Genomic DNA, 21,006 nt, shown 5'->3' with positions numbered 1-21,006 from the left:
TCCTTTTTTAAAGAGCCCAAAAATGATTCTACATGGACGATAATGAAAAGTCAAGAACTACAGTTCTTCCTCTTCTTCTTCTTCAGTTTCATCATACTCAAGTTCTTCTTCAGCGAAGTCATCTTCATCTTCGTCTAAATCATCAAGATCATCGTCGTCTCCGTCTTCGTCTTCAAGAACCTTGTCCAAATCTTCTACATCTTCATCTTCGTCTTCATTTCCGTCTACATCATCAAAGTCATCTTCATCTTCTTCAATGTAGTCGTCAAAACCGTCTTCTTCAACTTTACGTTTCTTCTTCGGTTTTGGTTGAGGCAAGATTTCTTCATCAATTTGCTCATATGGGTACCAGCTGCGTAGCCCCCAACGATTTTCTCCTAAATTAATGAAACGTCCATCGATGTTTAAGTCTGTATAAAATTGTGCGATTTTCGCATTAACTTGCTCTTGAGATAGTCCCAGCACTTGAGCGATTTCTTGAACCAACTCGTTGAATGTCGTTGCTTGTCTTTTATCCCCTAAAACGCTATGTACAACTTCAATCATTGAACATTCTTTTAGCTCTTCTGGTGAATATTGCTTAAAATCCACTTATGCGGCACTTCCTTTCATCAAATATAACCTTATATATAACGGCCTGCTTAAAAAAATCCATACTATTCATTATAAACAAAAGTCGCACAAATATGCTACAAAAAAAACGGGAAACTTTTATAGGGTAGTATGTATTCCTTATTTCGGAAGCATATGGGCCCCTTGCAATACATACCTAATTTGCATTTCTGTATATTCTTCAAGCGTATATAGTTTTTGCAGCGCCCAACGTCTAAATCCCCACATCTGTCCTTGTATAAAAATATTATGCGCAAGAAGCTGTATTTCTTTTTTATTTAATGTAAATGTTCCATTTTCCGTACACTGTTCTAAAATATTCTCAAACATTCCTACCATTTGAAACTCCTTTTCTAATACATACGGGAGTGATTCTTTCGGTAAAAAGCGTACCTCTTGATACATTATTAATACTTCTTCTTGCAATTCGTCCATCACTTTAAAGTAATTCGTTATTGCTATCTTTAAACTTTCTACACTCCCTTTTTCTGTACAAACTACTTCCTCTAATCTTTCTTTTACATGTTCATAAATACTATCACAAACTAAATACAAAACATCATCTTTTGTACGGATGTATTCATAAAGTGTACCGATACTAAATCCGGCCGCCTTTGCAATCTCTCTCGTTGTTGTACGCGGAAATCCTTTTTGCTTAAACAATTGCACTGCACCTTTAATCATTTGTTCACGCCTTAACGCAACTAATTTCTCATCTTTCACTGATGCGTGCACATTATGTTTAACCATCCCCTTCACCTCTCTATTATTTTTTGGAAGGAAAAAGCGTAGGAAAATACCTACGCCTTTGATCCTACTTCGTTAACATACGAGAAATTACGAGCCTTTGAATCTCTTGTGTTCCTTCATATATCTGTGTAATCTTTGCATCTCGCATGTATCGCTCTACCGGATAATCTTTCGTATAACCGTAACCACCAAAGACTTGTACCGCTTCAGTCGTCACCTTCATCGCTGCATCACCTGCAAATACTTTTGACATCGCCGACTCTTTCCCATAAGGAAGTCCTTCCGATTCCAGCCAAGCTGCTTGATATGTTAGAAGACGCGCCGCCTCCACATCTGTTGCCATATCTGCAAGTTTAAAGCCAATCCCTTGCTGCGCCGCAATTGGCTTCCCAAACTGATGACGCTCTCTTGCATATTCTACGGAAGCATCTAAAGCCCCTTGTGCAATACCAACCGCTTGTGCTGCAATACCGTTACGGCCACCATCTAATGTTTGCATCGCTATCTTAAACCCTTGTCCTTCTTCCCCTAGCAAATTCTCTACAGGAATGCGGCAATCTTCGAACATAATTTCAGTTGTTGGTGAAGAGCGAATCCCTAACTTACTCTCCTTCTTCCCAACTGAGAAGCCAGGCGTATCACTTTCCACAATAAACGCGCTCGTACCACGCTGCTTCGATTCAGGATCGGTTAACGCAAAAACAACATAAATGTCGGCAATACCGCCATTAGTGATAAATATTTTTGATCCATTTAAAACGTAATGGTCTCCGTCTCTTTTGGCGATTGTCTTCATTCCACCAGCATCCGATCCAGACCCTGGCTCCGTTAAGCCGTATGCACCAATTTTCTTTCCTTCAGCCATCGGTCGTAAAAACGTTTGCTTTTGCTCTTCTGTTCCAAATTTAAAAATTGGCCAACCAGCAAGTGAAGTATGTGCAGACAATGTTACACCTGTAGAAGCACATACGCGTGATAATTCTTCAATAGCAATTACATACGCCAAGTAATCGCTTCCAATTCCGCCGTATTCTTCAGGCCACGGAATTCCGGTTAAACCAAGCTCTGCCATTTGATCAAATAGCGCACGATCAAACCTCTCTTCTTCATCACGTTCAGCTGCTGTCGGTGCTACTTCGTTCTTAGCAAAGTCCCGAACCATTTTTCTTATCATTTCATGTTCTTCTGATAGTTTAAAATGCATGCCCGTCTCCCCCTTATGCTTTTATAAAGCCCGGCTAATAACAAGTTTCTGTATTTCACTCGTTCCTTCATATATTTGCGTGATTTTCGCATCACGGAAGAATCTTTCTACTGGATAATCTTTCGTATAACCGTAACCACCAAATACTTGCACTGCTTCAATCGCAACTTCAACAGCTGTTTTAGAAGCGAATAATTTCGCAATAGATGCTTCTTTACCACATGGTAATCCTTGCGCTCTTAGCGATGCCGCCCTATATACAAGTAATCGCGCCGCTTCTACGCTAGTTGCCATATCTGCAAGTTTGAAGCCAATCCCTTGCTGCGCCGCAATTGGCTTTCCGAATTGCTCACGTTCTTTCGCATAATCAATCGCACATGCAAGCGCCGCTTCAGCAATCCCTAATGCTTGCGCCCCAATTCCAATTCGCCCAACATCTAAATTCGCCATCGCTACCTTAAATCCTTGTCCTTCTTCACCAAGTAAATTCTCAGCCGGTACCTTCATATCCTCGAACGTAAGTTGTACAGTGCGAGAACCAAGCAGTCCCATTTTATGCTCATCTTTACCGATGATTAAGCCTGGTGTATCTTTCTCTACTATGAATGCAGAAATCCCACTCTTTCCTGCCTCTGGATTTGTAGAAGCGAATACAATATATGTACTTGCTTCACCACCATTTGTAATGAACACCTTCGATCCATTAATAATGTAATGATCGCCTTTCTTCACAGCTCTTGATTTCAAACTTCCTGCATCCGATCCTGCATTTGGTTCTGTTAATGCAAATGCACCTAAATATTCACCAGTCGCAAGTTTAGAAACGTATTTCTCTTTCTGTTCTTCTGTTCCGAAATATAAAATCGGGTTCATTCCAACTGACGTATGCACAGCTAAAATTACACCAACTGTTGCGCTTACCTTTGAAATTTCTTCAATTGCTAAAATGTAAGAAATAAAATCCATTTCTGCACCACCGTATTTTGCAGGCGCTGGAATTCCCATTAATCCAAGCTCACCCATCTTCTGCAAAATCTCTTTTGGGAACACCCCTTGTTCCATACTAGGAACAAAGGGAGCAATTTCCTTCTGTGCAAAATCTCGAACCATTTTCCTCATCATTTGCTGCTCTTCATTAAAACGAAAGTTCATATACTCCGCCTCCATTTGCTATATAACCTTTTAACAATTTGGTAAGACCACTATTTTGTAACAAAGGGGGATTTATTCGTAAACGTAGAAACCACGACCTGTTTTACGTCCTAACCATCCTGCATTTACGTACTTACGTAGCAATGGACATGGGCGATATTTACTATCACCTAAACCTTCATGCAACACTTCCATAATGTATAAACATGTGTCTAAACCGATAAAATCAGCAAGCGTTAAAGGGCCCATCGGGTGATTCATACCAAGTTTCATTACTTCATCAATTGCTTCTTTCGTCGCTACACCTTCATATAACGTATAGATTGCTTCGTTAATCATCGGTAATAAAATACGGTTCGATACAAATCCTGGGAAATCATTTACTTCAACTGGTACTTTGCCAATTTTCTTCGTAATATCCTCAATTGTTTCGTATACCGCATCATCTGTAGCCAAACCACGAATAATTTCAACAAGTTTCATAACCGGAACCGGATTCATAAAGTGCATACCGATTACTTTTTCCGGACGTTTCGTTACCGCGGCAATTTCTGTAATTGGCAAAGATGACGTATTTGTCGCTAAAATTGCGTGTTCTGGAGCAATTTCATCTAAATTCGCAAAGATTTTCTTTTTAATATCCATTTTCTCGACAGCTGCTTCGATAATAAGATCCGCTTCCTTCACACAATCTAAATCAAGCGTTACTGCAAGACGGTTTAATGTCGCTTCCTTTTCTTCTTCCTTCATGCGCCCCTTTTCTACTTGGCGTGCTAAGTTTTTCGTAATGATAGCCAATCCTCTATCTAATTGCTCCTGTTTTAAATCTTGTACCTTCACATCGTATCCTGCCATTGCACATACTTGTGCAATTCCTGATCCCATTTGTCCTGCACCAATTACAACAATTTTTTGTACACTCATTTCCTCTTCCCCCTTAATTTTCAATAAACTATATACCGTCTAATCTTAATTAATGAACTTCAATCATCACTGCATCACCTTGGCCACCACCGCTACAAATCGAAGCAATACCAATTCCGCCGCCGCGTTGCTTCAGTGCATGGATTAGTGTAACGATAATGCGCGCTCCGCTTGCTCCAATCGGATGCCCCATCGCCACTGCGCCGCCATTTACATTCAATTTTTCTGGGTCAATTCCCGCAATCTCTGTACTTGCAATTGCTACCGCTGCAAATGCTTCATTAATCTCGAATAAATCGATGTCTTCAATTGTCTTTCCTGTTTTTTCAAGCAATGCGTTAATTGCATAACCTGGCGTTCTAGGGAAATCTTTAGACTCCACTGCAATTGCTGTATGTGCCAAAATTGTCGCTAATGGCTTTCTTCCTTCTTGCTTCGCTCTCTCTTCGCTCATTAATACAAGTGCAGCACCACCATCGTTTAAGCCTGGTGCATTACCAGCTGTCACTGTCGCTGTTTTATCAAATACAGGTTTTAATTTTGCTAACTTTTCAATTGTTGTATCCGCGCGTGGTGCTTCATCTTTTGCAACGACAATAGGATCGCCTTTTCTTTGCGGAATCGTTACTGGCACGATTTCCTCTTCAAAACGCCCTTCTTTATGTGCTGAAACCGCACGCTGGTGGCTACGATATGCCCATTCATCTTGCGCTTCGCGAGAAATTCCATCTTCCTTCGCAACTTCTCCGCCATAAACACCCATGTGTATACCTGAAAATGCGCATGTTAAACCGTCAGCAACGTTTAAATCAACGACTTCGTTGTTGCCCATTCTGTATCCCCATCTTGCTCCTCTTAAAATGTAAGGACTGTTACTCATCGACTCCATACCACCAGCTACAATCAATGATTGATCGCCAGTACGGATAATTTGATCCGCTAACGTAACCGCACGAAGCCCCGATGCACAAACTTTATTCACTGTTTCCGTCTGCACTTCCCAAGGGATTCCAGCAGCCCTCGCCGCTTGGCGTGATGGAATTTGTCCCTGCCCACCTTGAATAACCGTTCCGAATATAACTTCCTCAACATCACTAGCAGAAACATTTGCTCTTTCAAGCGCCGCTTTAATTGCAATCCCTCCAAGTTCTGTTGCTTTTACATCTTTTAAAGATCCTCCAAATTTCCCAACCGGTGTTCTTGCAGCACTTAAAATAACTGTTTTACTCATGTTTCTTTCCCCCATTTCTTTTTATCACTGAGCGTGCGCTCGGTGTTCCTACGTTGAGAAGAGGTGCAATAATTGCACCTCTTTCTAAAGTTGTATGCATTCCTACAAACTAGATTGCTTCTTTCTTCTGTCCAATCACTGAGCGTTCTAAAATCTCTGTTACATCGAGAGTTTGAACTTTCTCTTCAACTTCTTTCGCTTTCGTCCCATCACTAATCATCGTTAAGCAATAAGGACATCCTGTACCGATAATGGATGGCTGTACAGCTAATGCTTGTTCTGTACGAGCAACGTTAATGCGTGAACCGGTTGTTTCCTCCATCCACATTAAGCCACCACCCGCTCCACAGCACATTCCCGTTTCACGGTTACGTGCCATTTCTACAAGATTCACACCAGGAATCGCTTTCAAAATGTCTCGTGGCGCTTCGTATACTTCGTTGTATCTTCCTAAGTAGCAGGAATCATGGTACGTAACTGTTTCCTCAATAGCGTGAACCGGTTTTAAGCGTCCTTCTTTTACCCACTGAGCTAACAGTTCTGTATGATGATAGACTTCTGCTTGCAAGCCAAAGTCCGGATACTCATTTTTAAATGTGTTATAAGCATGAGGGTCAATCGTAACGATTTTCTTCACTCCTGCTTTTTCAAATTCCTCGATATTTTTTGTCGCCATCTCTTGGAAGACAAATTCATTTCCAAGGCGGCGCGGTGTATCTCCAGAGTTCTTTTCCTTATTACCGAGTATCGCAAATGAAATGCCTGCTTCGTTCATCAACTTCGCAAACGATATCGCAATCTTCTGACTACGATTATCATATGATCCCATTGAACCAACCCAGAATAAATATTCGAACTCCTCGCCAGCTTTCGATTTTTCTTTTACAGTTGGAACCGTTACTTCATCATCGCCTTGGCGCCAAGTTTCACGCTCTTTACGGTTTAGACCCCACGGATTCCCTTGACGCTCGATGTTTGTCATCGCACGTTGCGCTTCCGCATCCATTTTTCCTTCTGTTAAAACGAGATAGCGGCGTAAATCAATAATTTTATCAACATGCTCATTCATAACCGGACACTGATCTTCACAGTTACGACACGTTGTACAAGCCCAAATCTCTTCTTCTGTAATAACATCTCCAATTAAACTCGGATCGTAAGCGAGTGTTGTGGCTGCAGATTCTTGTTGTCCTTTCCCCGCTGCCATCATCGCTAACTGATTTCCTTGTGTATTATTAAAAGCAACTACCGGAACCCACGGTGCTTTTGATGTCACTGCAGCTCCTTTATCAGTCAAATGATCGCGAAGTTTTAAAATCAAATCCATCGGCGATAACATTTTCCCTGTTCCTGTTGCCGGACACATATTTGTACAACGACCACACTCTACGCAAGCGTATAAATCAATAAGCTGATTTTGTCTAAAGTCTTCGATTTTACCAACACCAAATGTTTCTTGTGTTTCATCTTCAAAGTCAATCTTTTCAAGTTTCCCTGGATTTGAAAGACGGCCGAAGAAAACGTTAGCTGGTCCCGCAATTAAATGCGCGTGTTTCGATTGTGGAACATAAACTAAAAACGTTAACAAAATTAGTAAATGCACCCACCAAGAGAAATAGAACACAGAAATGGCTGCGGTTTCATTTATCCCCGAGAAAACGTAAGCGATTGCAGAAGCGATTGGCTCACTCCATGAAAGCTCCTCGCCATGCCATATAATTCCCATCCCATTACCGAGTAGCACAGAAATCATTAAGCCACCGATGAAGATAAGAACAAGGCCTGATTTGAAATTACGTTTTAAACGAACTAGCTTCTCAACATAACGTCGATGAAAAGCCCAAAAGACTGCAATTAAAATAACAAGTGTGACAATTTCCTGGAAGAATGTAAATGCAGGGTATAGTGGTCCAAGTGGAAGATGTGATCCTGGTGCGAGTCCTTTCCAAACGAAGTCAATTGCTCCAAATTGGACAAGAATAAATCCGTAAAAGAACATAACGTGAATAATGCCGCTCTTTTTATCTTTCAGCAGCTTTTTCTGACCGAAAACATTGACCTTAAGGAGATCCCAACGCTCTTTAAAACGACGGTCAAATTCAATCTTTTTTCCTAACTGTATGTAGGCCATCCTCGTTCGTATAAGATACACAAACAAATATCCCGCATAAGCAATAACAGCAATGGCAGCCAGCCAATTCATGATCAGTAAGCTATTCATTTTTATGCTACCCCTCTCTTTGTAAGCCCTCTTTCTTTTTTAGAATCTTCAAAAACATATAATTTTCTGAATTTTATCCCCTACCTTCATTATATAATGAGTGAGCATTCAGTCAACAGTTTTTTGTTATACAACAACATATTTTTTAATAAAGCTGTTTATTTCGGTAAAACTATAAAGTGAAACTTTAATCAGTAGAAGTTATTTACTCCCTACTAATTATTAGGCCACAAATAACAGGATAAAATGAATGTTTGATTTATAAAAAACGAATGGTGAAAAGACCGTGAAGGAGGGAATTTACTCATGTTTTTCTTATCTCTCTTATTAATAGGTAGCACTCTCTGGATTGTAATTGATTTTTCTTATGGGAGAATTGTTCATTTAAAGCGTGTACGTTCTCGTTCTTTCCCTTTACGTCAAAGTGATTTTCACCTTTATACATACGGAAAAGATTTGTATGACGCTCTATTTACTGATATAAAACAGGCGAAACACCATGTGCACGTTTTGTTCTTCATTGTAAAAAACGATAAAATCAGCCGGGAATTTTTAAAGTTACTTATTGATAAGGCAAAGGAAGGAATTGAAGTAAGACTTCTACTCGATCGATTGGGAAGCCATCATTTATCAAATGAGGCCATTCGCTCCCTACAAAAACATGGTGTCTCTTTTTCATTTTGTCACAAAGTAAAGTTTCCTTTTCCTTTCTTTTCTGCAAATCAAAGAAACCATAGAAAAATTACAGTTATCGACGGGAAAATTGGTTATATTGGTGGATTTAATATTGGAGAAGAATATTTAGGACATAATCAAAAATTAGGATTATGGCGCGATTATCATTTACGTCTTACAGGAGAAGGAATACAAGATTTACAAAAGCAATTTTTACATGATTGGCTGGACGATACAGACCAAAATTTATTAGAGGCATCTCTTTATTTTCCTAAGCAACAACCAGGAACCATTCTGCATCGTTTTATCCCTACTGATGGGGCCTACTTGCAAAATACATTTTTATATTTAATTGAAAGCGCAGAAAAAGAACTCTTTATCGGTACACCATATTTCATTCCTGGAAGAAAAATTATGAATGCATTATTAGAAGCACGAAAACGCGGGGTTCAAATCACGATTCTCGTTCCAGAAAAAGCGGATCACCCCCTTGTTCGAGAAGCAAAATTCCCATATTGCCGAAAGTTAATACAAGCTGGCTGTAATATTTACGCATTTCAACAAGGTTTTTTTCACGCTAAAGTTATTATAGTTGATGACTACATCTGTGATATCGGAACTGCAAACTTTGATATGAGAAGTTTATATATTAACCATGAAATCAACTGCCTTTTATATGATGAACATTTTATACAAACAGTAAAAAATAAATTCCACGAAGATCTAGAAAATGCGTCATTACTTTCCTTGAAAGATGTTAGTCCGAATTCTCTCATTAATAGGGGAAAAGAATGGATAGGAACAATACTTGCTTTCTTTCTATAGGAAAGATAATGCATAAAGGAGATGTATTCATTATGATTATGCGTTTCGGATATGTCTCACATGCAATGGCACTCTGGGACTGTTCTCCGGCTAAAACGATGACATTTACAAGCTTTCAAAAGCTTAGTAAACAAGAACGAGAAGATAAATTATACGATGTTACGCGGCAGAATCTTGAGCATACAATACGTATTCTTCATTACAATATAGCGCATGAAATTCCATTATATCGCTTATCTTCTTCCATCGTCCCACTTGCAACACATCCCGAAGTCGAGTTTGATTACATCGGGTTGTTCACACCGCTTTGGCGTAAAATTGGGGCATTAATTAAAGAACATAATTTACGCGTAAGTTTTCATCCAAATCAATTTACGCTATTTACAAGCGATAAGCCACACATTACAACTAACGCTATTACAGATATGACTTATCACTATAAAGTATTAGATGCAATAGGAATTGCAGATTCTTCTTATATTAACATCCATGTAGGTGGTGCCTACGGAAATAAAGAAAAAGCGGTTGAACGTTTCCATGAAAACATAAAAAAACTTCCTGCACATATAAAAAGGCAAATGACACTTGAAAATGATGATAAAACATATACAACTGCTGAAACTTTATCTATTTGCCAAAAAGAAAAGATTCCATTTGTATTTGATTATCATCATCACATGGCAAATCTTTGCGAAGAACCGTTAGAACAGTTACTTCCTGCAATTTTTGAAACTTGGGCACATACAAATATCCTTCCTAAAGTTCATATTTCCTCCCCTAAATCAAAAAAAGAATTTAGGGCTCACGCGGAATATATTGATTTAGAGTTTATTAAACCTTTCTTACACGTTGCAAAAAAAATCAATCATAATTTCGATATTATGATTGAAAGTAAACAGAAAGATTTAGCGATGCTGCAATTCATACATGAATTATCCGCTATAAGAGGAATAAAAAGAATAAATGGCTCAACATTACAATGGTAAATTGTAATGTTGAGCTATTTTTTTCAAAAAAAGTAATTTTTTTAGTAAAAAACACCCTATTTTATATGCTATGATTGGAATTAGCATTTTCCACCTGTGATTCAACTTTATTGAAACGGAGTCATAATATGATTAATCAAAAAAAATATGTACACTTTGTTATGATATATATAATTATATTTTCTCTTTGGATATTTCTTATTCCTAAGAACTTGAATATAAAAGAAATTGGAATTCTCTTCTTATTTTGTTTTGCTGCACTCTTTTCTTGCTATTGCTTATATAAAGCTATTAAGAAAATGAAGCGCGGTGATAAATTATTTTGGGTTTTATTACTATGCACTTGCCTATGTGGATTGACAATGGAGATAACTTTATTTCTTCATTCACTTTCTATATATGACCAAGTCATATTCTCATATACGGCATTACCCTTTTTTATCGTACAATATATTTTGCTCTTTTCTGGCTTTGCTATAAAGTTCATAAAACATTACTCTATTAGAGGCCTAGCTCAATTTTCATTCGATAGCATCTTTATCATTATTATGAATATTTATTTTACCTTAGCTTTTATTTTGGACCGTTCAAGCTTTCGTATGTTAACAACAGATCATTGGGTTTTAATTGGATACTTTATTGCACAATCATTAGTCATTTACGCCGTTATTAGTCTATATAGACGAGAACAATATTCTGCTAGTAGAATCTCATTAATTATCGGCTTTACTATCATACTTGTATACGGATATATACATCTCTTTCAATTAAACGCAGGGATGGAAACTTCTTCTGAAGTCTCTTACTTAATACATACTGCTTCAATTTTATTAATCGGTTTATCGTCCATACTATACATTTTGGATAAACCAATGCAGCACGAAACGAAAACTAAATATTACCGGTTTGATTATGTGCGCTTTATATTACCTTATTTTAGTATAATCATTACTTTTTCTTTTATTATCTTTCAACCTTGGGATGATAAGTTCATGTTGATCGGTCTCGTATTATCACTTATTTTGTTATTCCTGCGACAACTTTACATGTGGAAAGATAATAAAGTATTAATCGATACATATGAACAGCTGACTACACAACTAGAAGATGAAGTTGAAGAAGGGGCATCTGCGTTATCAAAGAGTGAACAACGCTATAAATCTTTATTCGAAGATCATCCCGATGCTGTTTTCTCTTTAAATATGTATGGTATTTTCCAACAATCTAATACAGCCTGTGAAAGCTTATTTACTGCCTACTATTGTGAAGTAGAAAGCTATTCCCTTTTACACTTTATTGACTCAAAAGACCATGATTTACTAAAGAAAGCTTTACAACTAACGAAAGAAGGTAGACCACAAACTTTAGAAGTTCGCACAAAAGAAAAAGAAGGTTATTACTATTACCTTCACATTACACTCATCCCTACTTTCATAAACAAAGAAGTTGTTGGGATGTTCGGCATAGCACGTGATATTACAACTTTATATGAAAAACAAAAGCAAGTAGAACATTTAGCCTTTCATGATGCACTTACTGGGTTGCCTAATCGCCGCAAATTCGAAAAGGATTTAAAAAACATTTTAAATACAGCTCAAACTAGCGCAAATGATGTTGCCGTTATGTTTCTTGATTTAGATCGATTCAAAAAAATTAATGATAGACTCGGCCATGACGTCGGAGACTTATTATTAATTGAAGTAGCAAAACGATTACGCGGTTGCTTACGTTCAAAGGATGTCGTTGCTCGCCAAGGCGGAGATGAGTTTACAATTCTATTACCAGATATGTACTCAGAAAAAAGTGCGGCTTTTATAGCTGAACAAATTTTAAATATTTTAAACAAACCATTCTTCATTAAAGATGAAGAGCTATCTATTACACCGAGTATCGGAATTGCAATGTACCCTGATTGTGGAACAGATGTAACAGAATTAATGAAAAATGCTGATATGGCTATGTATCGCGCGAAGGCAAATGGAAAGAATAGATTTGTTTTCTTCTCAAAAGAAATGAGTATCGCTCAAAATGAAATCCAATTTTTAGAAGGCGAACTTTCAAAAGCACTACAACAAAATGAATTTTTCCTTGAATACCAGCCACAAGTAAGCACAAAAACAAAAAAAATTATTGGTTTCGAAGCATTAATTCGTTGGAAACATCCAAAGCTTGGTATCGTATCCCCGGCCCAATTTATTCCTCTAGCAGAGGAAACTGGATTCATTATTGAACTTGGAAATTGGATTTTACGTACTGCTTGCTTAGAAGCAAAAAGATGGCACAATCAAGGTTTCTCTCACTTAAAAGTCGGTGTAAATTTATCTGTTGTTCAATTTAACCATGCAGATTTAATTCCAACTATTTCAAAGGTTTTAGAAGAAACAGAGTTAAAACCAGAAGCACTAGATATGGAAATTACAGAAAGTATCGCCATTAATCAAAATCAATCTGTAGTTGCAAAACTAGAACAGCTTCAAAATCTTGGTATTCAAATTTCAATTGATGACTTTGGAACTGGTTATAGTTCTTTAGCTTATTTAACAAAATATCCAATTAACACATTAAAAATTGCTCGAGAATTTATTTGCGGAATTACAACTAGCCCTTTAGAGGAAGCGATTATTTCTGCCATTATTACACTATCAAAACAACTAAATTTAGAAGTTATTGCAGAAGGTGTAGAGACCGAAGAACAATGGAAGTTTTTATATGAGCAAAACTGTGACCACATTCAAGGATTCTTTATTAGCAAGCCCGTTTCTAGTAAAGACGTTTGGAGGTTACTCCACAAAAAAACAACCGTCTAAGTAAGACGGTTGTTTTTTAATATTCAAAAGGTAGGTCCGAAGCTAATTGTACCTCTTGATCATTATGAGAAATTACTTGGCTTTTCTCTAAAGCTGTATCTGTTAATGAAATACCCCATGCCATTGCTAACGTTAATAAACTACCAATAAGTAATTTTTTCATATTCCATCACCCACATTTTTTCTTTTAATATATCATGAAAATTTATCCATGCCGTATGCAATTATGCATATCCATTTTTTAGGGTTATTCATTGATTGATTTTATTTACGATTGCCTCTTTATATGCATGCATTTCTAATATATCAAAAAAGAAACTTGCTTTCTTATATGTATCTTCAATCTCTGCCTCATCATACTCCAACTTTTCTAGACATTCACCTCTTTGATAGTACAGCTGCCCAATTAATGCCATACTATTAATTCGGCAAGATATTTCAATCGCCTTATTCACTTGATATAAGGCTTGTTCATATTGATTATCTAAGTATAATGCTTTTGCATGATTATATCTTACCTTCACGTCGAATTCTTCATTATCATGCAATGACTCTAATTGTTTCAATATACCTTCAAATAACTCAATACTCTTCTTAAAATAGCCATTTTCAGCATAAATATTTGCGATTGCATTTTCTATATAGAGGTTTTGGTATACATCTATTCCAGCTAATTGTTGGTTTAACAATTTTTTTAATTCTAAAATACAATATTCGTAATCAATTTTCTTCAATATGTAAGCTGCTACATGATATTGCCATTGAAGAAACTGCTGGAATTCGGGATGATATTCTTCCTTTTTCAGCTCATTCCATACTCTATTATAAATCTCTTTATACTTTTTTTGCTTACATAGCGTAATGACTTGATCTTTAAACTGCTTTTTCCTCTCAATATCTGAATAAATGAGTACCTCATAAAAATGAATAATGGGAACTTGTAACTTTGCTGCAATACCTTGCAATATATCCATACTTGGGTATACTGCGCCTGATTCAATTCGGCTCACTTCCGATTGATGACATATGTTCTCGGATAACTGTTTTTGTGTTAATCCCCGCATTACCCTAATTTTCTTAATTTCACTTCCTAATTTTTCTGCGTGCATACTTACTCACCATCCCATTATAACAATATAATTTGTTAAGTTGTCATACCACTACAATAATGTGAGTTCGACAATTTTTGACATGAAATAATGCATAATATATATAAAATTCGGCAAATTCTTCATACAATTCGTCTCACATACAATAATAGATTAGTGGTTTTATAGATAAATTATAGAAAATTCGCCCGTGCCTTCGTTACATTCGGTCTTCTTTTTCCTTTATTAGCAGTAGCAGAAGTTATTCACACCCAAGAATTAGACAAAAATGAAGTAAAATTTGAAATTACTTAGCCTAATTTAACGCTTAAAAAATTACACAACCTCAAAATGATACGAAAAAATATGCTGAAAAAGTATTTAAAAGGTGAGATAAATGAGGCGGAAGCTCAACAAAAGTGAATGACAACTGAAATGAATATAGATTCCCAACCTACAAATAAAGCAACAAAAGAAAATCAAACCGAAGCTCGCCTTGCACAAACATATAAAAACTATAAAGTATATGGCCAAGATCTCATTGTAAAAGTAGATAAAAATGGAGTAATCACAACTGTTAGTGGTAAAGTTGTCCAAAACTTAGATCAACAACCTAATCTTACTATAACAAATTTTTTGTCGAAAAATGAAGTAAAATCTAAATTACACGATATACTTCAAATCCTGAGCGATGCGACTGTGACGAAACTCTCTATTGAAATACTTGTTTATAAGAAAAAAGAAGCTTACCATTCATAGGTAAACTTCTTTTCATATCCATCCCTTTTCTTCCGCAATTGTAATTGCCTCAATTCTATTTTTCGCATCAAGCTTCGTTAATACTTCAGAAATATAATTACGTACTGTACCAGGTGAAAGATAAAGTGTCTTTGCAATTTCATTTGCTGTCTTTCCTTCTTTCGCAAGTAGCAATACTTCTTTTTCGCGATCTGATAACGGATTTTGCTCCTGCCATAAGCCGAACATTAAATCTTGAGAGATCTCTCGTTTACCTTTCATTACGTTGCGAATCGATGCAGCTAAATCCTCGCTTGGGCTATCTTTTAATAAATATCCGTGCACACCAGCTTTCATTGCTCGTTCAAAATATCCAGGGCGCGCAAATGTTGTTAAAATCATTACTTTACATGCCGATTTTTCTTTCTTCAACGTTTCTGCAACATCTAATCCGCTTTGAATTGGCATTTCAATATCCATAATGCTTACATCAGGTTTTAACGATTCGATTAGTTTTAGCGCCTCTTCTCCGTTCGCTGCTTGCCCAATTACTTCAATATCATCTTCTAGATCAAGCAGGGCTCCTAACGCACCACGAAGCATTCGCTGATCTTCTGCAATAATAATTCGAATCATGCCTTCACCTCATCTTTTCCTGTTCTAATAACAACTGGGACTTTTACTGTTAATAGTGTTCCTGGATTAATCGTACCCAGTTCAACAAATCCATCAATAAGAGCGATTCGCTCCTTCATACCACGAATACCATTCCCATCGTGATTTTGATCCGCTAAACCGATTCCGTTATCTTCTACTGTCAAAATTAATTCACCTTGTGATTCTAGTACAGAAACTATGCACCGCGTCGCCTTACTATGCTTTACAACATTCGTAACAGCCTCACGTAAACACATTCCTAAAATATTTTGTTCAATGGGTGATAGCGAACTTGCACTCGTTTCTTGTTTGATCTCTAATTCAACATTAGCAGCTTGTAAGATCGCTTTTATTTGCTCAAGCTCTTCTTCTACTGTAATCATACGCATATCAGAAATTAATTCCCTGAGCTGTTTTAATGCCGTGCGAGATGTTTGTGTAATTTCCTTTGCTTCCGCACTTGCACGCTCCGGATTTTTTACAATTAATTTCTCCACGAGCTGACTCTTTAAAGTAATGAGTGATAGCGTATGCCCGAGCGTATCATGAAGATCTCTTGCAATACGCTGCCTCTCTTCACGTTTTACTAAGTCTTTAATTTGCTCATTCGCTTCGTTTAATTGATTTCTTAACATCTTTTTTTGATTAAAATTACGCATTCCAAATGGTGTAAGAAGCATTAAAATAAACATCGGAACGATATTTACTAAACTTGTCGGTGTTAGTTGATTCATATTTACAAATACAAATGCTCCAAGCATTACAACTAACAAACATAGTAATATCCGAAATACTTTCTTACTTGGTGCAAATCCCATCGCACTTGCCGTGAAAAAGCCAAAGAATATCATGAAGGGATTATAAAATAAAGCAAATAAATAGATGAGCACCATCTGTATACATGCCCACAAAACAAACGTCTTCTGAACAAAATAAAGTTGACGGTATGTAATAATAAAAAGTATCAACATACCGCTCCCTAGCACAAGCTTCCATCCTGACACTTGCGCTAAATGGTAAATTGGAAATAACAAATACACAAGAAACATATACGGAAAGAACCCCATATGTTTCGGAAAAATCTCAATCCTCTTCTTCTCTGTCATTTATACCGCTTCCTGTCTTTTTCTTATATATATTGATACTACAACAAATATAAGGAAATAGCCTCCTAATACCGCGATATTTTCCCAACCAATTGATTTTCCAGCTACAATATCCCATGCGCCGCTTCCAAAATGATATGTTGGTGTCCATTCACTAATAGATCTTAATATTTTCGGGAATACTTCGATCGGCATCCATAGACCACCAAGAATTGCTAAACACATATTTAAAATATTCGCTAAGCCCGCAGCAGCATCCGCCTTCTTAATAGAACCTATTACTGTCCCTAACGCTAAAAATGGTGTGACACCTAACAACAACCATAATCCAGCACCAATCCATTGCCCTACTGTTAACTCAACATGATTAATTAATATTCCTGCGATAAAGATAACTAAGATTGAAAAAGCATTCACTACAGTTTGAGCGATAATCTTCGCTGTTATATACGCTCCCTCTGGAAGTGGTGTAATTTTTAAAAGATGTGTCCAACCCTGCCCTTTTTCTTGAGAAATTCTCACACCGAAACTAAAAAGTGCTGTCCCTACAATACTGAACGTTGCCATTGAGATTAAATAATGTGCTTTCCACGCATCTCCGTTTTGTGGCACTTGAACCACATTTGTGAAAATGTAATAAAACATAACTGGCATTAATAATGAGAAAAAGATAAACAATTTATTACGAAACGTACGTAAAATTTCTATTTTGCATTGCATCCATAAAGCTCTCATGCGATTTCCCCCTCCTGATTTGTGATAAACTGTTCAAATGCTTCATCAAGGCTTCCACGTTCAACAGAAACATCTGTTACAGGTAAGTTCTTTTCATAAATTGCTCTTAACGTTGCATCTGTATCTTCTGTTGCTAAAGTGAAGTGTCCTTCTTTTGATTGTACTTCTGTTACGTTTGGTAATTCTTTTAGTAATTTTGCAGGAATACTTTCCTTCGAATAAAACGTGATTGTTTTTCGTGAAATCGTTGCTTTCATCGCATCTGGTGTACCATCTGCGATAATCTTTCCATTCGCAAACAATAAAATACGATTTGCTAATGCGTCTGCTTCTTCTAAATAATGCGTCGTTAAAATAATCGTTTTCCCTTCACTTGCTAACTTTCGAATTGTTTCCCAAAATGTTCTTCGAGACGTAATATCCATTCCAACTGTCGGCTCATCTAAAAATAGCAAATCTGGATTTCCTGCAAATGCGAGTGCAAAATTTAACCTTCTCTTTTGACCACCTGATAATTTCTCGCATCTTTGTTTTCGTTCCGATTTTAAATTCGATAACTGTAGCAACGTTTCTTTCGCTACCGGGTTCGTATAATAGCTACGGAATAACTCAATTGCCTCTTCCACCGTAATGCTATCAATGACACTTACTTCTTGTAGCATCGCGCCGATTCTATTACGAACATCTCTATGCTCTGGACTCTTTCCAAATGTAGAAATCGTTCCTTCCGTCGGATCCTTTAATCCAAGCATTATCGACATCGTCGTCGTTTTCCCTGCACCATTCGGTCCAAGCAATGCTACGATTTCTCCTTTATTCACATGAAATGAAACGTTATTTACTGCTTTTTTATGTTTAAATGTTTTAGAAACACTATTTACTTCAATAATCTTTTCCATCTCTCCACCTCCGCTGTTTCTTATATTTACATTGTATTACTTGGAAAACTTAGGAAACAGTATGATGCGTCATGACATCGATATGACAATTGTCATGTATTCTTTATGAGAGGAATCAATCCGCCATACTAAGCGAGTAGCAGGACGAAAATAAACATGATACAATCGGGTAAGATATATATTCGAGGAAGGACAGTGGTTTTCATGATTATTCGTAATGAACAAGATTTAGAAGGCTTACGAAAAATCGGTCGCATCGTTGCGCTTGCACGTGAAGAAATGAAAAAAGAAGCGAAGCCAGGTATGACAACGAAAGAGCTTGATTTGATCGGTAAAAAAGTATTAGATGAGCATGGTGCTATTTCTGCACCTGAAAAAGAATATGATTTCCCTGGCGTAACTTGCATCAGTGTAAACGAAGAAGTTGCTCACGGTATTCCAGGTGATCGTGTATTAAAAGAAGGCGACCTTGTAAATGTCGACGTATCTGCAGCACTTGATGGTTATTATGCAGATACAGGTATTTCATTTGTACTTGGAGAAGATGAAGCAAAAGAAAAGCTTTGCCAAGCAGCTGTTGATGCCTTTTGGGCAGCAATGAAAAAGGTGAAAGCTGGTTCAAAACAAAACCAAATTGGTCGTGCCGTTTCAAACTTTGCACATAAAAATGGATACAATGTTATTCAAAACTTAACTGGTCACGGTATTGGTCTTAGCTTACATGAAGCACCAAACCACATTTTAAGCTATTTTGATCCAATGGATAATGCGCTTCTAAAAGACGGTCTTGTTATCGCTGTAGAGCCATTCATTTCTATGAAAGCTGATCATATTATCGAACGTGGCGATGATGGTTGGACATTCGTTACACCTGATAAAAGCCTTGTTGCACAATGTGAACATACAGTTGTCGTAACACGCGGCGAACCGATTATTTTAACAGAAATATAAAATTAAAAATGACCGTTTTTTAGAATTTCTCTATTAAAACGGTCATTTTTAATTTTTGGAAAATATTTGTTAAACCGCTGTTGAACTCTTTATCATTTAAGTATATAATCTTTAGCGAAGGTTATTCATAATCATCTTCAAGAGAAGATAACGCTATTATCAAAAGGGATACCTTCTTTTTTATTATGTAAAGCAGCTTCAAAAATGACCGCAGTAATGATTTAGTCGAATATTATAAATACCTTATATTCTACTAAATCCAAAAAGGAACTGTATCATCTTAACTTCGGTCCACAAATTGTACAGCTCTCTAGGCAAAAAGTTAATTTTCATAAATGTAATAAATGAACTTCCTAAGATACAATTATTTCAAATTCATATTACATAAATGAATATTTTCAAAGTACATATTGTCTTCACCCTAACCAAAATCAACCTTATTCAGATTTTTTCCACACAACTTTAAAGCAAAAACAAACTTTCAACTTGGGATACATTACTTTGGTTAGCATGTATCGTAAAACTTACCTTTATAACTATTCAGTTCGTAACACATTCACAAGAAAATACTCTTGTATATAAAGGTCTGATATCGTTCCTTTTATCAGCATACTTTCGACATTTTTTGTCGAATTATGTCTAGTCCAGATTTTTACGTTACTTTATATATGCCTTTGATTAAACCTCTATTCTGCCAGAGAACGTACATAGAAACGGAGGGATATTAGCAACAAATACTTTATAACAATTAACTTTTTTTATATTCCATTTGTTCATGTGGAATATATTCCTCAGTGAACAAATGAATGTTCAAAGGAGGCAAAATGAAAAAACTTTTCAATATATGTTTAATTGTATTTGTACTATTTTCACAGTTTATTAGTTTCCCGTACAATCAAGCAAAAGCTGAGACTTTAAAGGAAACTTCATTATTTGACAATGTTGAGATGAAAGATGCAACAGATCATATTATTGACGAAGCAAAAAATCCTAACAACTTAATAAAGATAGGATCAACCATTCAAGTAGAATATGCTTGGTCAATAAAGGATCAACAAGTTGTACATGCAAACGATATAGCAGTAATTCAAATACCACTTGCATTAAAAGTATCTAAAGATTTGCAAGGAGATTTAGTAACAGATCAAAAAAATATTGGTCAATATTTTATAACAGCTAAAGATAATAAATTAAAACTAATATTTAATGATCAAGTAGAAAATTCGAAAGATACTAAGGGAAAAATTAAAATTGATACTGTGTTTAACCCAACTTTAAAAACTGAAGAGAAATCAGTTCAAATCGCTTTTCCTTTAGGCACACTGGTTCAGCCTATAACAGTTCCTATTCAAGTAGAAGATTCTAAAGAAGATGGCACCAAACAGGATACTAATAAACAAGTGCCAGATCCAGTAGCTAAACCTGCTACTGATAATCCGGAGCAA

Annotated in this window: 18 protein-coding genes and 1 pseudogene; 6 read left to right on the top strand and 13 right to left on the bottom strand. The window is 36.5% G+C overall.

Features of this window, described 5'->3' with window-relative positions; genetic code table 11:
* Positions 1–57 precede the first annotated feature (57 nt).
* From rpoE to MR079_RS22585, 7 genes and pseudogenes are all read right to left on the bottom strand, one after another.
* The gene (gene rpoE, locus MR079_RS22615; protein WP_139868507.1) at positions 58–591 is read right to left on the bottom strand and encodes a DNA-directed RNA polymerase subunit delta; all 534 of its coding nucleotides are present in this window, start codon (positions 589–591) and stop codon (positions 58–60) included.
* Between the two features lie 141 nt (positions 592–732).
* A complete protein-coding gene (locus MR079_RS22610) occupies positions 733–1,362 on the bottom strand; it encodes a TetR/AcrR family transcriptional regulator (protein ID WP_000238605.1) in 630 nt (209 codons plus the stop codon).
* Positions 1,363–1,426: 64 nt separating this feature from the next.
* On the bottom strand, positions 1,427–2,566 hold the full coding sequence (acdA, locus tag MR079_RS22605; protein ID WP_000545533.1) for an acyl-CoA dehydrogenase AcdA: 1,140 nt from the start codon (positions 2,564–2,566) through the stop codon (positions 1,427–1,429).
* Positions 2,567–2,587: 21 nt separating this feature from the next.
* Positions 2,588–3,718 carry an acyl-CoA dehydrogenase gene (locus MR079_RS22600; protein WP_001011168.1) on the bottom strand — a complete coding sequence of 377 codons (1,131 nt, stop codon included), beginning with the start codon at positions 3,716–3,718 and terminating at the stop codon, positions 2,588–2,590.
* Between the two features lie 72 nt (positions 3,719–3,790).
* Positions 3,791–4,642 (bottom strand): 3-hydroxybutyryl-CoA dehydrogenase, encoded by an 852-nt coding sequence (locus MR079_RS22595; RefSeq protein WP_000116031.1) that lies wholly within the window; start codon positions 4,640–4,642, stop codon positions 3,791–3,793.
* Between the two features lie 49 nt (positions 4,643–4,691).
* Positions 4,692–5,973: pseudogene (locus MR079_RS22590) on the bottom strand (acetyl-CoA C-acetyltransferase).
* Positions 5,974–5,982: 9 nt separating this feature from the next.
* Positions 5,983–8,094, bottom strand: a complete 2,112-nt coding sequence (locus MR079_RS22585) for a (Fe-S)-binding protein (RefSeq protein WP_001086788.1) — start codon at positions 8,092–8,094, stop codon at positions 5,983–5,985.
* A 306-nt stretch (positions 8,095–8,400) separates the two neighbouring features.
* On the opposite strand from MR079_RS22585, the gene cls reads away from it, so the two are divergent.
* The 3 genes from cls (at position 8,401) to MR079_RS22570 (ending at position 13,387) form a co-directional block, all read left to right on the top strand.
* Positions 8,401–9,594, top strand: coding sequence for a cardiolipin synthase (cls, locus tag MR079_RS22580; protein ID WP_097852471.1), 1,194 nt, complete (start codon positions 8,401–8,403; stop codon positions 9,592–9,594).
* A 32-nt stretch (positions 9,595–9,626) separates the two neighbouring features.
* Entirely contained in the window at positions 9,627–10,580 is a 954-nt protein-coding gene (gene uvsE / locus MR079_RS22575; RefSeq protein ID WP_242294673.1) for a UV DNA damage repair endonuclease UvsE, read from the top strand.
* A 128-nt stretch (positions 10,581–10,708) separates the two neighbouring features.
* Complete coding sequence (locus MR079_RS22570; RefSeq protein WP_139868511.1) at positions 10,709–13,387, top strand: DUF4084 domain-containing protein; 2,679 nt, start codon at positions 10,709–10,711, stop codon at positions 13,385–13,387.
* Between the two features lie 16 nt (positions 13,388–13,403).
* On the opposite strand, the gene papR is transcribed toward MR079_RS22570, so the two are convergent.
* Both papR and plcR read right to left on the bottom strand, forming a co-directional pair.
* On the bottom strand, positions 13,404–13,550 hold the full coding sequence (papR, locus tag MR079_RS22565; protein ID WP_000734741.1) for a quorum-sensing peptide PapR: 147 nt from the start codon (positions 13,548–13,550) through the stop codon (positions 13,404–13,406).
* 88 nt (positions 13,551–13,638) lie between these two features.
* Entirely contained in the window at positions 13,639–14,496 is an 858-nt protein-coding gene (gene plcR / locus MR079_RS22560; protein ID WP_139868513.1) for a transcriptional regulator PlcR, read from the bottom strand.
* 414 nt (positions 14,497–14,910) lie between these two features.
* Between plcR and MR079_RS22555 the strand changes: the two genes are divergently transcribed.
* A complete protein-coding gene (locus MR079_RS22555; protein WP_113711314.1) occupies positions 14,911–15,234 on the top strand; it encodes a bacillolysin in 324 nt (107 codons plus the stop codon).
* A gap of 12 nt (positions 15,235–15,246) precedes the next feature.
* Here MR079_RS22555 and MR079_RS22550 read toward each other — a convergent pair whose 3' ends face one another.
* Genes MR079_RS22550 through MR079_RS22535 form a run of 4 tightly spaced genes read right to left on the bottom strand, consistent with a single transcriptional unit; the run spans position 15,247 to position 18,610 of the window.
* A complete protein-coding gene (locus tag MR079_RS22550; RefSeq protein WP_000619255.1) occupies positions 15,247–15,849 on the bottom strand; it encodes a response regulator transcription factor in 603 nt (200 codons plus the stop codon).
* A complete protein-coding gene (locus MR079_RS22545; RefSeq protein ID WP_139868515.1) occupies positions 15,846–16,976 on the bottom strand; it encodes a sensor histidine kinase in 1,131 nt (376 codons plus the stop codon). The genes MR079_RS22550 and MR079_RS22545 overlap by 4 nt, the downstream gene beginning before the upstream one ends.
* Positions 16,977–17,711 carry an ABC transporter permease gene (locus tag MR079_RS22540; RefSeq protein ID WP_001202426.1) on the bottom strand — a complete coding sequence of 245 codons (735 nt, stop codon included), beginning with the start codon at positions 17,709–17,711 and terminating at the stop codon, positions 16,977–16,979.
* The gene (locus tag MR079_RS22535) at positions 17,708–18,610 is read right to left on the bottom strand and encodes an ABC transporter ATP-binding protein (RefSeq protein WP_242294671.1); all 903 of its coding nucleotides are present in this window, start codon (positions 18,608–18,610) and stop codon (positions 17,708–17,710) included. The genes MR079_RS22540 and MR079_RS22535 overlap by 4 nt, the downstream gene beginning before the upstream one ends.
* 156 nt (positions 18,611–18,766) lie before the next feature.
* Here MR079_RS22535 and map point away from each other — a divergent pair, with 156 nt between their 5' ends.
* Both map and MR079_RS22525 read left to right on the top strand, forming a co-directional pair.
* Positions 18,767–19,561 (top strand): type I methionyl aminopeptidase, encoded by a 795-nt coding sequence (gene map / locus MR079_RS22530; protein WP_002096176.1) that lies wholly within the window; start codon positions 18,767–18,769, stop codon positions 19,559–19,561.
* Positions 19,562–20,385: 824 nt separating this feature from the next.
* A partial coding sequence (locus MR079_RS22525) for an Ig-like domain-containing protein (RefSeq protein ID WP_242294669.1) occupies positions 20,386–21,006 on the top strand: 621 nt, incomplete at its 3' end.

It is taken from the genome of Bacillus cereus group sp. BfR-BA-01381, assembly GCF_022663555.1.
Classification (GTDB): Bacteria; Bacillota; Bacilli; order Bacillales; family Bacillaceae_G; genus Bacillus_A; species Bacillus_A pacificus.
Note: the sequence above shows the minus strand (reverse complement) of the source record. Positions and strands in the feature narration are given on the sequence as shown.

Coding starts and splice junctions, on each gene's coding strand:
- MR079_RS22610 (WP_000238605.1), bottom strand. CDS start 1,362: ATGGTTAAACATAATGTGCACGCATCAGTGAAAGATGAGAAATTAGTT.
- acdA (WP_000545533.1), bottom strand. CDS start 2,566: ATGCATTTTAAACTATCAGAAGAACATGAAATGATAAGAAAAATGGTT.
- MR079_RS22600 (WP_001011168.1), bottom strand. CDS start 3,718: ATGAACTTTCGTTTTAATGAAGAGCAGCAAATGATGAGGAAAATGGTT.
- MR079_RS22595 (WP_000116031.1), bottom strand. CDS start 4,642: ATGAGTGTACAAAAAATTGTTGTAATTGGTGCAGGACAAATGGGATCA.
- MR079_RS22585 (WP_001086788.1), bottom strand. CDS start 8,094: ATGAATAGCTTACTGATCATGAATTGGCTGGCTGCCATTGCTGTTATT.
- cls (WP_097852471.1), top strand. CDS start 8,401: ATGTTTTTCTTATCTCTCTTATTAATAGGTAGCACTCTCTGGATTGTA.
- uvsE (WP_242294673.1), top strand. CDS start 9,627: ATGATTATGCGTTTCGGATATGTCTCACATGCAATGGCACTCTGGGAC.
- MR079_RS22570 (WP_139868511.1), top strand. CDS start 10,709: ATGATTAATCAAAAAAAATATGTACACTTTGTTATGATATATATAATT.
- papR (WP_000734741.1), bottom strand. CDS start 13,550: ATGAAAAAATTACTTATTGGTAGTTTATTAACGTTAGCAATGGCATGG.
- plcR (WP_139868513.1), bottom strand. CDS start 14,496: ATGCACGCAGAAAAATTAGGAAGTGAAATTAAGAAAATTAGGGTAATG.
- MR079_RS22555 (WP_113711314.1), top strand. CDS start 14,911: ATGAATATAGATTCCCAACCTACAAATAAAGCAACAAAAGAAAATCAA.
- MR079_RS22550 (WP_000619255.1), bottom strand. CDS start 15,849: ATGATTCGAATTATTATTGCAGAAGATCAGCGAATGCTTCGTGGTGCG.
- MR079_RS22545 (WP_139868515.1), bottom strand. CDS start 16,976: ATGACAGAGAAGAAGAGGATTGAGATTTTTCCGAAACATATGGGGTTC.
- MR079_RS22540 (WP_001202426.1), bottom strand. CDS start 17,711: ATGAGAGCTTTATGGATGCAATGCAAAATAGAAATTTTACGTACGTTT.
- MR079_RS22535 (WP_242294671.1), bottom strand. CDS start 18,610: ATGGAAAAGATTATTGAAGTAAATAGTGTTTCTAAAACATTTAAACAT.
- map (WP_002096176.1), top strand. CDS start 18,767: ATGATACAATCGGGTAAGATATATATTCGAGGAAGGACAGTGGTTTTC.